This is a genomic window from Saccharothrix deserti, from assembly GCF_009769385.1.
In the GTDB taxonomy this organism is placed as follows: Bacteria; Actinomycetota; Actinomycetes; order Mycobacteriales; family Pseudonocardiaceae; genus Actinosynnema; species Actinosynnema deserti.
In genome coordinates this window covers 132,779-146,847 of sequence record NZ_VKAB01000017.1, presented here as the reverse complement: position 1 = coordinate 146,847, position 14,069 = coordinate 132,779, and the positions used below count along the sequence as shown (strand labels likewise).

12 protein-coding genes are annotated in these 14,069 nt (G+C 69.0%); 5 read left to right on the top strand and 7 right to left on the bottom strand.

Annotated elements, in window-relative coordinates:
- Positions 1–30 precede the first annotated feature (30 nt).
- From FM051_RS27405 to FM051_RS27395, 3 genes are all read left to right on the top strand, one after another.
- The gene (locus FM051_RS27405) at positions 31–1,452 is read left to right on the top strand and encodes an MBOAT family O-acyltransferase (RefSeq protein ID WP_158848238.1); all 1,422 of its coding nucleotides are present in this window, start codon (positions 31–33) and stop codon (positions 1,450–1,452) included.
- Between the two features lie 363 nt (positions 1,453–1,815).
- On the top strand, positions 1,816–3,039 hold the full coding sequence (locus tag FM051_RS27400; protein ID WP_158848236.1) for an MFS transporter: 1,224 nt from the start codon (positions 1,816–1,818) through the stop codon (positions 3,037–3,039).
- Between the two features lie 440 nt (positions 3,040–3,479).
- Positions 3,480–4,757 (top strand): GGDEF domain-containing protein, encoded by a 1,278-nt coding sequence (locus FM051_RS27395; protein ID WP_238412697.1) that lies wholly within the window; start codon positions 3,480–3,482, stop codon positions 4,755–4,757.
- A gap of 244 nt (positions 4,758–5,001) precedes the next feature.
- Here the strand turns inward: FM051_RS27395 and FM051_RS27390 are convergent, their stop codons facing one another.
- The 4 genes from FM051_RS27390 to FM051_RS27375 form a co-directional block, all read right to left on the bottom strand.
- The gene (locus FM051_RS27390) at positions 5,002–5,832 is read right to left on the bottom strand and encodes a metal ABC transporter permease (RefSeq protein ID WP_158848234.1); all 831 of its coding nucleotides are present in this window, start codon (positions 5,830–5,832) and stop codon (positions 5,002–5,004) included.
- Positions 5,832–6,665: a metal ABC transporter ATP-binding protein gene (locus FM051_RS27385; RefSeq protein ID WP_158848233.1), complete on the bottom strand. Its 834-nt coding sequence runs from the start codon at positions 6,663–6,665 to the stop codon at positions 5,832–5,834. The genes FM051_RS27390 and FM051_RS27385 overlap by 1 nt, the downstream gene beginning before the upstream one ends.
- Positions 6,662–7,609, bottom strand: a complete 948-nt coding sequence (locus tag FM051_RS27380; protein ID WP_158848232.1) for a metal ABC transporter solute-binding protein, Zn/Mn family — start codon at positions 7,607–7,609, stop codon at positions 6,662–6,664. Before FM051_RS27380 ends, FM051_RS27385 begins: the two co-directional genes overlap by 4 nt.
- A gap of 157 nt (positions 7,610–7,766) precedes the next feature.
- A complete protein-coding gene (locus FM051_RS27375) occupies positions 7,767–8,867 on the bottom strand; it encodes an ABC transporter ATP-binding protein (RefSeq protein ID WP_158848231.1) in 1,101 nt (366 codons plus the stop codon).
- Between the two features lie 118 nt (positions 8,868–8,985).
- Between FM051_RS27375 and FM051_RS27370 the strand changes: the two genes are divergently transcribed.
- Complete coding sequence (locus tag FM051_RS27370; protein WP_158848230.1) at positions 8,986–9,657, top strand: histidine phosphatase family protein; 672 nt, start codon at positions 8,986–8,988, stop codon at positions 9,655–9,657.
- On the opposite strand, the gene FM051_RS27365 is transcribed toward FM051_RS27370, so the two are convergent.
- Genes FM051_RS27365 through FM051_RS27355 form a run of 3 tightly spaced genes read right to left on the bottom strand, consistent with a single transcriptional unit; the run spans position 9,600 to position 12,705 of the window.
- Positions 9,600–10,493, bottom strand: a complete 894-nt coding sequence (locus tag FM051_RS27365) for a sugar ABC transporter permease (RefSeq protein WP_158848229.1) — start codon at positions 10,491–10,493, stop codon at positions 9,600–9,602. The genes FM051_RS27370 and FM051_RS27365 overlap by 58 nt on opposite strands.
- Positions 10,493–11,479 carry a carbohydrate ABC transporter permease gene (locus FM051_RS27360; RefSeq protein ID WP_420803630.1) on the bottom strand — a complete coding sequence of 329 codons (987 nt, stop codon included), beginning with the start codon at positions 11,477–11,479 and terminating at the stop codon, positions 10,493–10,495. Before FM051_RS27360 ends, FM051_RS27365 begins: the two co-directional genes overlap by 1 nt.
- Positions 11,476–12,705, bottom strand: coding sequence for an extracellular solute-binding protein (locus tag FM051_RS27355; protein ID WP_238412682.1), 1,230 nt, complete (start codon positions 12,703–12,705; stop codon positions 11,476–11,478). Before FM051_RS27355 ends, FM051_RS27360 begins: the two co-directional genes overlap by 4 nt.
- A gap of 259 nt (positions 12,706–12,964) precedes the next feature.
- On the opposite strand from FM051_RS27355, the gene FM051_RS27350 reads away from it, so the two are divergent.
- Positions 12,965–14,014, top strand: coding sequence for a LacI family DNA-binding transcriptional regulator (locus FM051_RS27350; RefSeq protein ID WP_158848225.1), 1,050 nt, complete (start codon positions 12,965–12,967; stop codon positions 14,012–14,014).
- Positions 14,015–14,069: the final 55 nt, after the last annotated feature.

Here is a 14,069-nt window from a genome sequence, read left to right as displayed (position 1 = left end):
GCGCGTGAGCGGCGGATAAGGTCTGCGGCGATGTCTTTCGCCAGCCCGTTGTTCCTGTGGTTCTTCCTGCCGGTCGTGCTCGCGACCGTCCTCGTCACGCCCAGGAACTGGCGCAACGGCGTGGTCGCGGTGGCGAGCCTGCTGTTCTACGTGTCCGGCGCGGGCGGGACGACGTTGCTGCTGCTCGCCTGCATGGTGGTCAACTTCCTGGCCGGGCGGCGGCTGGAGCCGGGCTCGCCGGGCGACCGGCGCCTGGTCCTGGTCGGCGCGATCGCGGTCGACCTAGGCGTCCTGATCATCTGGAAGTACGCCGGGTTCGCCACCGCCCAGCTGCACGACATCGCGTCCGTCGTCGGCGCCGACCTGCCGGTGCTCGAACTCGCGCTGCCGATCGGCATCTCCTTCTACACGTTCCACCACATCTCCTACGTGGTCGACGTGTACCGGGGCGAGCGCCCGGCCCTGCGCGAGCCGGTCGCGTTCGTCACCTACATCGCGATGTTCCCGCAGCTCGTCGCCGGCCCGATCGTGCGCTACCGGGAGATCGCCGACCAGCTGCCGCAGCCGCGCATGCACCGCTTGGACGACATCGCGGCCGGTTTCCCCCGGTTCGCCCTCGGCCTGTGCAAGAAGGTGATCATCGCCGACTCGCTCGCGCCGATGGTCGACGCCTGCTTCGCCACCCCGGCCGACGAGATGACCACGGCCGTCGCCTGGCTGGGCGCGGTCGGCTACACGCTCCAGCTGTACTTCGACTTCTCCGGCTACTCGGACATGGCCATCGGCCTCGGCCGCATGCTCGGCTTCCGGCTGCCGGAGAACTTCGCCCGCCCGTACTCGTCGGTCACGATCACCGAGTTCTGGCGCCGCTGGCACATGTCGCTGTCCCGCTGGTTCCGCGATTACGTCTATATCCCACTGGGCGGGAACCGCGGCGGTGTGGTTCAGACCTATCGCAACCTGACGATCGTTTTCGTGCTCACCGGTTTCTGGCACGGCGCCAACTGGACGTTCCTCGTGTGGGGTTTGTTCCACGGCGGCCTGCTCGTCCTGGAGCGCCGATTCGGGTGGGATTCGGCGCCCGTCACTACGCGTGCCCGAATTGCGCGGCGGGCCCTCACGATGTTGCTGGTGGTAATCGGCTGGGTGTTCTTCCGGTCCGCCGATCTAGGTACAGCGTTCACAATCATCGGGCACTTGCTGTTGCCGGATCTCAGCGGACTGACTGAAGCGGTCGCGGCCGCGGCGACCAATCAGCGCATTGTGCTGCTGCTGCTCGCGCTGGCGATTGTGGCGCTGCCCGACCACCCCGTGACCGGCCCCTACCTGGAGTCTTCCCGCGACAAGGTGGCCACCGCGGCCAGGGTCTCGCTGATGACGGTCGGCGTTGGCTACGCGGCGATCCTGGTCGCCAGCGGCACGTTCAGCCCGTTCCTCTACTACCAGTTCTGAAGATCGACAACTCTGTGTTTGTTCAACAATTACGCACCCAACCGTCGCGGTCGGCTCGGCGGCCCGCAGGAACGTGCTGACCCGGTCGGACCATCGACCTCAGACCCAATCGCGACCGCGGTCGACGTAGGGTAGGCGAGGATTGCTCACGCCGGGTCACCTACGGTCAACTGTGAAGAATAAGGAGCTGATTTTTCGCCATTGTAACTACTTTAGGTAACCGACCTGCTCCGTTCAGGTACACACTGTGGTAGGACTAGAGATTGCACATCCGGCAGCTTCTACCGTGCTAACCGAGGGAATTGTTACTTCGGGTGGGGGTAACGTGACTCACTCATCGGGGCCGAGCAACCTGGGGGAGTCGTGACTTCCGGGGGGACCATCCGCGCGCTCGTGGGCAACCGCGAGTTCCGCGGCATGTGGATCGGCTCGACGGTGTCGACTTTCGGCGACCAGCTCGCCGCGGTCGCGTTGTCGCTGTTGGTGTTCGAACGCACCCACTCCCCCGCCTGGACCGCCCTCACCTGGTCGTTGACGCTGTTCCCGTCGCTGATCTCCGGGCCGATGCTCGGTTGGATCGCGGACCGGTTCCCCCGTCGCACGGTGATGGTGTGCTGCGCGTGGCTCCAGGCCGTCCTGGTCGGCCTCATGGCCGTGCCCGGGATGCCGCTGTGGATCATGCTGGTGCTGCTGGTCGTCGTCCTGATGATCTCGTCGCCGTTCCTGGCGGCCCAGGAGGCGAGCCTGCCCCACGTGCTGCCGGAGAAGCGCTACGACGACGGCGTGGCGCTGTTCGGCACGTCCGTGGATGTCGCCCAGATGGCTGGTTTGGCCGCCGCGGGGTTCCTCGTCCACGGCGCCGGCGCCAACGTCGCGCTCGTGATCGACGCGGCGACGTTCGTGTGGGTCGCGGTCCTGGTCCAGCTCTCCGTCCGGCACCGGCCGGCCGCCGATCCGCTCGGTGCGCGTCGCGACCCCGAGGGCCCGCAGGGAGCCCTGACGCTCCTGCTCACCGAACCCAGGCTGCGCAGCCTGCTGGGCATCCGCCTGCTCGCCGGCCTGGCCATGGTTCCCGAGGGGCTTGCCGTGCCCCTGGCGGCGAGTCTGGACGCGGTGTGGGCGGTCGGCCTGATCCTGGCCATCGAGCCCGCGGCCAACGTCCTGGGCGTGGCCGTGCTCTTCCGGGTGGTGCGCGACCCCGCCAAGCGCGAGCGGCTCATCGGTCCACTCGCCATACTGTCCTTGGCGCCCCTGGTCATGTTCGCGTTGAACCCCAACCTGACCTGGACCATCGCACTGCTGGTCATCGCGGGTATGGCGGGCGCGTACCACACGCCGGCGCGTTCGGCGTGGATGCGAATCCTGCCCGACGCCTACCGCGGTCGGGCCTACGGGATCGCGCGCACGGCGCTGCGTTCGAGCCAGGGCGGCGGGATGGCCCTGGCGGGCGTGGTGGCGCACGCGATCGGCTCGGTGACCGCGACACTCGCGGGCGCGGGAGGCATCGGATTGCTCCTCGCGGCGCAGGCCACCGTAGCCTGGAACCGGTCGCGGACCAGGACGGACCCGAACGCGGTGACCACATGAAACGGACTCATCATGAATGACGATTCCCATGACGTAGCGTTCGTGCGCACTCCGCGAGGGCGTGCGCACTCACAGTGAAGATTCTCGAGGCGGGCTCTGGGGTAACGATGAGGTCACCACTCGCGGTTACGCATGGCAGATGCTCCTCTACGCGCGTGGGTACCGACTGGGTCCGTAAGGCCGGCGCAGCGCCGGCGTGGTGCCGCGCGGCGGCGGCATGAGTGTAGGGGGACGTGGTGAAGAACAGTTTGCCTGACCACGAGCCATCCGCGACAGTCGTCCAGAGGCACCAGATCCGCAGGTGGGATCTCTGGTCGCTGCGCCGCACCGCGATCGCCTACATCCTTTCGGTCGAGGCGGCTGTGGCAATTGCCGCCATTGGGCTGCTGACTACTGTCGGTTCTACAACGGGCACGGAATGGCTTCGGTTCACCGCCTTGGTGCTGGCGATCACCGTTCACCTCACGATCGTCCGGCGCGCCGAGGAATCCCGGCGTGACGAATCCGCCGGCCCGTACTTCGACCTGACTTCGGTGTGGACTTTCGCCGCCGCGATCGCGCTCCCGGGCAGCCTCGCCGTGTTGGTGGCCGTCTGGTTGCGGATCGTGATCTGGCCGATCGCGCGGCGGCAGCCGTACCGCTTCATCTTCACGTCCGCCCACATCGTGGCGAGCACGCTCCTCGCGGGCGGCGCCGTGCACCTGTCGGGCTTCTCCCTGGCGGCGTCCGGCAGCGTGCTGACCGACCTCGGCCTGCTCGCGGTGCTGGTCGGCGTCGCGGCGCTGTACTGGTTCGTCCAGGTGCTCCTGATGACCATCGCGATGAAGATCGTCAACCCGGCCACCCGGTTCGCCGACTCGCTCGGCTCGCGCAACGACAACATGCTGGAGATGACCACGCTGGGCGTCGGTGCGATGCTCGGCATGCTGATCGCGACGCACTGGGTGGCACCGTTCGTGCTGGTCGTGCCGGTGATCCTGGTGAACGCCCTGCTGCACCGCGCGTCGGAGCGCCAGGCCCACCTCGAACGGCTCATCGCCGAGCAGCACCAGGCGCACCTGCAGCTGACGAAGGACGCCCACACCGACTACCGGACCGGCCTGTTCAACACCAACGGCCTGAACGAGTACGGCGGCAGGCTCACCGACCGGTGCCGGCACGAGGGCAGGCCGGTGACCGTGCTGGCGATCGACCTGGACCACTTCAAGCGGATCAACGACACGTGGGGCCACCCGGCGGGCAACGCCGTGCTGGCCGAGGTCGGCCGGATACTGCGGGAGAAGCTGCGTCCCGGTGACGTCGCGGGCCGTGACGGCGGCGAGGAGTTCGTCGTGGTGCTCGCCGACACGGGTCTGGCGCAGGGCACGGCCATCGCGGAACGGGTGCGCGAGGCGATCGGTGAGATGTCCGTGGTGACCACCGACAAGCACCGCAACACGGTGACCCTGCGCGGTCGGAACCTGCCGTTGACGCCGGAGGGGCCGGAGGTGCGCGCCATCTCGGCGTCCATCGGCGTGGCCGTGCTGCCGGAAAACGGCGAGTGCCTGACCGACGCCCAGCACTGCGCCGACGCGGCGCTCTACGCGGCCAAGGAGAACGGCCGCAACCAGGTGCGGGTCGCTGCGGGCGAGATCCGACTGCTGCCCGCACCGCGGGTGGACCCGTCGCTGGACGAGTCCGTCGAGCAGGGGACGGCCAGGGCCACGCGGTCCGCCTAAGTGGACACGCGCTAAGTGGGCACGCGCACGACAGCCACGAGCACGACAGCCACGCGTGCGGCACGCACGAGCACGACAGCTGCGGGAAGAACGACGGTCGCGGGCACGGCCTGATCCGCCACCGCGACCGCGGTGGATCCCCGGCGTCATCGTGCGTCGCATGGCACCTGCTTCCGCGCGGCCCGCAGCCGGGCCGGTGCCCCCTTGCGACGCGTGTACCCGCTCGCAGCCGATCCCAAACGTGTTACTGGACTCTTTCCCGCTTGCCGCTCATCAGCCGGCAGACCAGGTAGATGAAGAACGACACGGCGGTGACGAACGCGCTCACCGGCATACCGGGCGCGAGCGACAGCAGCATCCCGCCCAGCACGGACACCTCGGCGAACACCACGGCCAGCACGGTGGCCTTCAGCGGGCTCGCGGTGACCCGGCTCGCCGCCGCCGCGGGCGTGATCATCAGCGACAGCACGAGCAGCGCGCCGACGAGCTGCACGCTCAACGCCGTCGCCACGCCCACCAGCACCGCGAACACCACCGACAGCGTGCGCACCGGCACGCCGCGCGCCACGGCCACCGCCGCGTCCACGCTGGCGAAGTGCAACGGCCGGTAGATGAACGCCAGCACCGCCAGCACGGCGACCGAGGAGCCGATCAGCAGCCACAGGTCGGTCGACCCGACGCTCACCACCTGGCCGGTGAGCAGGCCGAACTTGTTCGCCGCCCGTCCCTTGTAGAGGGCGAGGAACAGCACGCCGAGACCGAGGCCGAACGCGAGGATCGCGCCGATCACCGAGTCCCGGTCCGAATCACGCCTGCTCAGCAGCCCCAGCAGCAGGGCCGCGATGACGGAGCCCGCCAGCGCGCCGTACCCGACGCCGATCCCGATCAGCAGGGCCGCCGCGCCGCCGGTGAACGCCAACTCGCTCGTGCCGTGCACGGCGAACGCCATCTTGCGGGTCACGACCAGCGGGCCGAGCAGCCCGGCCACCAGCCCGAGCACGGCACCCGCGATGAGCATCGGCTGGACGTAGCCCAGCAGCTCGACGGTGAGCCGGAAGTCGAAGAAGTTCTCCATCAACCCTCATCCGCCACGTGGTGCGGCTCGTCCTCGCACACGTGCTGCGCGCCGACCACGTGGATCTGGTCGCGCACCCGGACCACCTCGACGTTCGTGCGGTACAGCTCGGTCAGCGTCCGCGAGGTCATCACCTCGGCGGGCGGGCCGATCCGGAACCGACCGTCCACCAGGTACAGCACCCGGTCGACCAGCGGCAGGATCGGGTTGATCTCGTGCGTCACGAACAGCACGGCCGTGTCCGCGGTGCGGCGGCGGGCGTCGATCAGATCGCTCACGACGCGCTGGTTCGCGAGGTCCAGCGAGAGCAGCGGCTCGTCGCACAGCAGCACCTCGGGGTCGCCGACCAGGGCCTGCGCCACCCGCAGCCGCTGCTGCTCGCCGCCGGAGAGCAGGCCGATCGGCTCGTCCGCGTACCTCATCGCGCCGACGGACTCCAGCGCCGCGTCCACCTTGCCCCGGCGTTCGCGCCGGTTCCGCCAGCCGACGCCCCAGCCGTGGCCGTCCAGGCCGAAGCCGACGAGGTCCCGGCCGCGCAGGGTGAGGCTGACGTCGATCGCCCGCTGCTGCGGGATGTAGCCGATGCGCCGGTTGCCGCCGGCGACGTGCACGGTGCCGGCGGACAGCGGCTGCAGGCCGAGCAGGACCCGGATGAGGCTGGTCTTGCCCGAGCCGTTGGGTCCGAGCACGGCCACGAACTCACCGGGGGCGACGTCCAGGTCGAGCCCGTCCCACAGCACGCGGTCGCCGTAGGACAGCCGCGCGCCGCGCAACGCGACCGCGGCGCGCGTCGACCTGTCCGTCACCTGGGCCGTCTTGCCCCAAACGGTCATACGCCGAGCGCCCCCACCAGCGAGTCGACCTGCTTCGTCATCCAGTCAAGGTAACCCGTGACGCCCTCGGGCAGCGTCTCGGTCACCTCGGCGATCGGCACGCCCGCCGTCTTGGCCTGGTCGACGACCTGCTTGGTGCCCGCGTTCTCGGTCTGCACGTTGTTGACCAGCGCGGTGATCTGCTTCTCCCCGATCAGCCGGGTGACGTCGGCGAGCGCGGCGGCGGGGATGTCCGTCTCGTTCTCCACGGCCTCGCTGAACGACTCGGGGGTGACGTCCTCGACGCCCGCGGTGTCGAGCAGGTAGTGCGCCACCGGCTCGGTCGCGACGACCTTCTTGCCCGCGCCCTTGCCCTCGACGCGCTGCTCCAGCTCGGTCAGCTTGGTGCCGAAGTCCTTGGCGTTGGTCTCGAACGTCGCCTTCTTGTCCGGCGCGATCGCGCCGAGGTCGGCGGCGGCCTGGTCGGCGACCTTGCGGACGGTCTCGAAGTCGTACCAGACGTGCTCGTTGACCGCGTGGTCGTGGGCCTCTTCGCCGGTGGGCTCGGGCTCGCCGCTGGTCTCCGGCTCCTCCTCGGCGGCCTTGCCGGAGACCGCGAACGTCTCGATCTTCTTGGCGGTCCCGCCCTCGCCGACCAGGGTGGAGAAGAAGTCGTCGTAGCCGCCGCCGTTGAAGATGACGAGCTTCGCGTCGCGCACCGCGGCCACGTCGGCGGGCTTGCTCTCGTAGGAGTGCGGGTCGCCGGACGGGTCGTTGATGATCGAGGTGACCTCGACGTCGTCACCGCCGACGGCCTTGACCACGCTGCCCCAGACGTTGGTGGAGGCCACGACCTTGATCGTGCCGCTGCCGCTCGCGGCGGGGGTGTCCTGAGCGCCGCAGGCGGTGAGGGCGACGGCGGTCGCGGCGGCCACCGCGCCGAGCAACACGTTGCGGACGGTCATCAGAGCACTCCTCGACAGGCGGATGGACAGGCAATGGAAACCGTTGTCGAGTGCAGCTTAGAACGCTCAGCCACCGCTCTGTCCACCGAAGGGGTGTTCCGCACGCCACAGGGGCCGCCTCCGTCGGAACGGAAGCGGCCCCTGTGGGTGGTTCGGGTCAGTCGGTCAGGCGGTAGCCCGACTCCGGGTGGAACAGGTGGACCTCGGTGGCGTCGCGCACGGCGATCTTCACCGTCTGGCCCAGGGTGGGCGGCGTGCGGCCGTCCACGCGGACCACGAACCGCTCGGGCACGTCGCCGATGCGGACCGAGCCGTGCATGAGCGCGTCCGCGCCCAGCTCCTCGACCAGCTCGACGGTCATGTCCATGCCCTGCTCGGAGGAGCTGACCAGCGCCAGCGACTCGGGCCGGATGCCGAACGTCACCTCGGACAGGCCCTCCGCGGTCGCCTTGTCCATCGCGCTGCGCTCCAGCGGCACCACGATGCCGTCGAGCTTCGCGCCCTCCGACGTCAGCGGCACGGTCTTGAGGTTCATCGCGGGCGAGCCCATGAACCCGGCGACGAACGCGTTGGCCGGCTTGTCGTACAGCGCGCGCGGGGTGTCGCACTGCTGGAGCAGGCCGTCCTTGAGCACGGCGACCCGGTGGCCCATGGTCATGGCCTCGACCTGGTCGTGCGTGACGTAGATCGTGGTGGTGCCGAGGCGCGCCTGGAGGGCGGCGATGTTCGCGCGGGTCTCCACGCGCAGCTTCGCGTCCAGGTTGGACAGCGGCTCGTCCATGAGGAACACACTCGGTTCGCGCACGATGGCGCGACCCATCGCGACACGCTGCCGCTGACCGCCGGACAGGGCCTTCGGCTTGCGGTCCAGGTACTTGCCCAGGTCGAGCATCTTGGCCGCCTCGGCGACCTTCTCCTTGATCTCGGCCTTGTTGACGCCGCGCAGCTTGAGCGCGAAGCCCATGTTCTCCGCGACCGTCATGTGCGGGTAGAGCGCGTAGGACTGGAACACCATCGCGATGTCACGGCCCTTGGGCGGAACGTTGGTGACGTCCTTGCCGCCGATGTGGATGGCGCCCTCGTCCACGTCCTCCAGACCCGCGAGCATCCGCAGCGCGGTGGACTTGCCGGAGCCGGACGGACCGACCAGTACCAGGAACTCGCCGTCGGTGACATCCAACGACAGCTCGTCGACCGCGCGGACCGGCGGGTTGCCGGAGAAGATCCGCGAAGCCTTGACGTAGGAGACCTCAGCCATGCGAACGCACCTTTCACTACCCGAGCTTTGCCGCAACGCTAGGGATTGCAAGCGCTTACGGGAACGGGTGAATTGGTCTAGTTCCGCATCGGTTCAGCGGGTCTGGTACTCCTGAGGCATGGCCACCGACCTCGTGCTCGTCCGCCACGCGAGCTCCGTCATCCCCACGCCGGACGGCCCGGACGAGATGACCAGGCCGTTGACGGACGAGGGGTTGGCGCAGGCCCGCGACCTGGTCGACGTCCTACGGGTCCTCGGTCCCACCGCGGTCCTGTCCAGCCCCTACCTGCGGGCAGTGCAGACGGTCAGCCCCACCGCCGAAGCGCTCGGCCTGACCGTCGACACCCGGTGGGACCTGCGGGAATGGGACTCCGGAATCGCGCCGACGCCCGATTACGTCCGGCACTTCGCACACAGCTGGGACAACCCCGACGAGGCCCGTCCAGGCGGCGAGAGCATGGCGCGGTTGAGCGCACGCGTGGCGCGGGTGTTGGCGGAAGTGGCCGAGGAGCACGACGGCGGCGTGGTGCTGATCGGCACGCACGGCACCTTCGCCGCCCGCGCCCTCCTCGCGGCGGGCCACGCCGTCGACTGGCCGTTCCTGAAGAACATGCCAATGCCGGCGATCTACCGGATGCGGTGGCGGGACGGCCGCCCCACCACCGCCCACGGCCCCGGCCTACCCCGCGAAGTGACCGCGGCGGACCTCATCGAGCAGCACAAGCGCCCACCTCAGCCCTTCACCGCGCCTGACGACAGGCCGGTCACCAGGAACCGCTGCACCAGGTAGAACACGACGATCGCGGGGATCGCGACCAGGATCGACGCCGCCGCCAGGTGGCCCCACTCGGTCCGGTTCTGCTGGACGAACACCTGCAGGCCGACCGCCAGCGTCTTCGACTCGTCCGCCGCCGACAGGAACGCCGACGCGAACGCCACCTCGCCCCAAGCGGTCAGGAAGGCGTAGAACGCGGTCACGGCCAGACCCGGCCGGGCCAGCGGCAGCACCAGGCGCCAGAACACGCCGATCGGTGACAGGCCGTCCACCCGCCCGGCCTCGTCGATGTCGGTGGGGATGGTGTCGAAGTAGCCCTTCAGCATGTACGTGCAGAACGGCACGGCGGTCGTGCAGTACACCAGCACCAGGCCAAGGGACGTGCCCTGCAGGCCCAGATCCAGCAGGATGTTGTACAGCGGCACGATCAGCACCGCGAACGGGAACATCTGCACGACCAGGAACGACAGCATCAGCGACCGCTTGCCCGGGAACCGGAACCGCGACGCCGCGTACCCCGTCGTGGCGGACAGGAACACCGCCAGCACCGTGGTCATCAGCGCGATCAGCACCGAGTTGCCGAACCACGCCAGGAAGTCGCCCTTCTCCCCGGACAGGATCCGCACGTAGTTGTCCACGCTGGAGTCGTTGACCAGCTTCGGCGTGGTCTCCACGGCCTTCGCGTCCGGCTTGAACGACGTCACCAGCACCCAGAACACCGGGAACACCGCGATCAGCGACGCCACGACCAGAGCGCCGTGCAGCCCGACGCTCGCGAGCACCGACCGTTCCGACCGCTTGAGCCCGCGGGCAGGCTGGACCGCCTGCAACGAAGCGGCTTCGACCGACATCACCACACCTCGCCTTGCTTGCGCAGCGCACGCCGGTACACGCCCGCGAACACGAGCAGCACGGACAGGATCAGCACGCCGTAGGTCGACGCCACCGCGAAGTCGCGGGACGCGCCGGAGAAGAACCGCTCGAACGCGTAGGTCACCAGGATCCGGGTGTTCGGGTTCGGCCCGGTGATCAGGTAGATGATCGCGAACATGTTGAACGTCCAGATGATGCCCAGCAGCACCACCGTGCTGGACACCGACCGCAGGCCGGGCAGCGTCACGTCCCGGAACCGCTGCCACGCCGAAGCGCCGTCCACCTCGGCCGCCTCGTAGAGGTCACCGGGGATCGACTGCAGGCCGCCGAGCAGCGCCACCATCATGAACGGCACGCCGAGCCACACGTTCACGATGACCACCGCGACCAGCGCCCAGTCGGACTGGCCCAGCCACACCGGGTCGGGCAGGCCGAGGAAGCGCAGGAACTGGTTGATGATCCCGTACTGCGCGTTGAACATGTACTTCCACGCGAACGCGCTGATGAACGCGGGCACGGCCCACGGCAGGATCAGCAGCACCCGGTACACCGCCCGGCCGCGCACCTGCCGGTTGAGCAGCAGGGCCAGCGCCAGGCCGATCGTGTAGTGGAAGAACACGCAGCCGAACGTCCAGACCAGCGTGCGCACCAACGTCGACCAGAACGCGCCGTAGCTGGCGTCGCCGGAGAGCACCTTCAGGTAGTTGTCCAGGCCAACGGAGACGTAGGTCGCCGGCCGATCCAGGATCGGGTTGGCGATGTTGCCCTCGTTGATGTTGGTGAAGGTGAAGAACACACCCTGGGCGAGCGGGAACAGCACCAACACCGCGATGACCACCACGACCGGCAGCACCATCGCGTACGCGTACCAGTGCCGGTCCAGGAACCTGCGCACCGAAGTCTCCCTTCGAGCGGTCCTCGCGGGGGCCTCTCCTCCGAGAGACCCCCGCGAGGGCACGGTCAGCCGACGGTGTACTCGGGGACGACGGTGTCCTTGTAGGCCTTGGCGACCTCGTCCAGCGCCGTCTTGGCGTCCTTCTTGCCGGCCAGCACGTCCGCGTAGGCGATCTTCAGCGGGTCGAACAGCTGGCCGCCCTCGGGGATCCACGCGCGCGGGTGGGCGGCGGTGACGACCGGCTCGAACGCGGAGACGACCGCGTTGGCCTTCACGTCCGCGTTCTCGTAGGCGGACTTGCGGGTGGGCAGCAGGCCCAGTTCCTTGGCGATCTGCACCTGCGACTCGACGCTGCTCATGCAGGCGATGAACTTGATCGACGAGTCCTTGGCCTTGGTGCCCTGGCGGATCACGTAGTCGTGGCCGCCGACCGGCGCGGAGCCCTTGCCGGCGGTGTCACCGGGGACGGGCGCGATGCCCAGGTTGGCGGGGTCGGCGAACGCGGCGCCCTTGAGGTAGTCGGCGACCGACCACGGGCCGTTGACGACCATGGCGACCTCGCCGGAGGTGAACGCGGCCTGCATGTTGTTGTAGGAGTTCGCCGGGTCCAGCGCGGTGGAGGCGGCCTTGGCGTCCAGCAGGCCCTTGGCGGTCTCCAGCGCCTTCACGTTCTCCGCCGAGTTGACCACGATCTTCTTCGCGTCGGCGTCGACCAGGTCGCCGCCCGCGCCGTAGATGAACGGCAGCGCGTAGTACGCGTCGTTGTTGATGAAGACGGTCTTCTCGCCGCCGAGCTTGGCCGCCGCGGCCTTCAGCTCGTCCCACGTCTTCGGCGGCTCGACACCCGCGTCGGCCAGCAGCTTCTTGTTGTAGAACAGCGCCAGCGAGTCGGTGACCTGGGGGACGCCGTACGACTTGCCGTCGTACTCGGTGGAGCCGAGCGGGGTCTCCAGGAAGTCGGCCGTGTCGGTGGCCAGCTCGGTGCCGGTCAGGTCGACGACGTAGCCGAGCTTGGCCAGCTGCGACACCCACGCGACCTCGGCGCGGAACACGTCCGGGCCCTGACCGCCCTGGGCGGCCGTCCGGTAGTTGTTGAGCGCCTGGTCGAAGGCGACGGTCTCGGTCTTGACCTTGTACCCGCCCTTGGTCGCGCAGTCCTGGGCGATCTTGGTGAACACCGGGCTCTCGTTCGGGCCGCTGGTGTCCCAGAAGGTGATCTCACCGGAGTCGCCGGACGCCGATCCGCCGTCGCCACCACCGCACGCGGTGAGGACTAGGGCGCCGACTGCCGCCACTGCGGTCACAAGGGTGGTACGTCGCATCGTTGCTGTCGTCCCTCCTGCGCCTCCACCGTGATGAAGGCTCTTGCAAGAACTTGCGAAATTGTTGACGCGGATTTCATCCCGCCGACCAGGGGCGGGTCAAGGGTCTTGACGTAACCAAGCCGTAACGGACGCGTCCGGTCGGCGGAAACCAAGGTGGGCGTTGCAAAAATTTGCCGCTGGCGGCAGGCTGCATTCACCCACTTCACGCAGTTGGACCGAGGAGGCACGGTTGTCCGGTCTGTCCGAGATCGCCAGGGCAGCCGGGGTGAGCATCTCGACGGTCAGCCGGGTGCTCAACCGCCGGGCGGGCGTAAACGACGAGACGCGCCAGCGCGTGCTCGGGGTGCTTGCGGAAATGCCTTACACCCCACGGGGGCTGGGCGCCCTCCAGCGGACCGGTGTGATCGGGCTGCTCGTGCCGGAGCTGTCCAACCCGGTGTTCCCGGCGTTCGCCGAGGCGCTGGAGGTGCGCGCCGCGCGGCTGGGCTACTCGTCGCTGCTGTGCAACACGCGTGCCACCGGCGCCGGCGCGATGGGCGAGGAGGAGTACGTGCGGATGCTCCTCGCGCGCGGTGTCGAGGGCATGGTGTTCGTGTCGCCGGAGATCACCAACGTCGAGGTGCCGCTCGGCCAGGCGCCGCGACCGTCGTACTACGCGAAGCTGCTGGCCGACGGCGTGCACATGGTGTTCCTCAACGGGGCGACGCCGTCGCTGGACGTGCCGGACGTGACCGTGGACGAGCAGCACGCGGGGTACGCGGCGACCAGGCACCTGGTGGAGTTGGGGCACCGGCGGATCGGGTTCGTGTCGGGTCCGGCGCGGTCGTTGCCGTCGCGGCTCAAGCGGGCCGGGTGGGCGGCGGCGTTGGAGGAGGACGGGTTGCCGGCGTCGTCCGACTTCGTGGCGCACGCGCCGTTCGGGCCGGAGGGCGGCGCGGAGGCGGTGTCGACGTTGCTGGACACGGTGCGGCCTTCGGCGGTGATCTGCTCGTCCGACCACATGGCGATCGGCGTGCTGCGGGAGGCGCACCGGCGCGGGCTGTCCGCGCCGGGCGACCTGTCGGTGGTGGGGTTCGACGACATCCCGCTGGCGTCCTATTGCTCGCCGTCGTTGACCACTTTGGCCCAGCCGATCGAAGAGATGGCGGCGGCGGCCGTGGACGAGTTGGTGCACCGGCTCGACCCCGATCGGCGGCGACGTCCGGCCGGCAATTACACGCGCGTTTTCCGACCCAGGCTGGTGGTGCGCGAGTCGTCCGCGCCACCCTCATTGGTTTAGACCATTGTACTTCAAGGTAACGTAGTCCTACCTGCACTGATGGCGATCCAGAGGG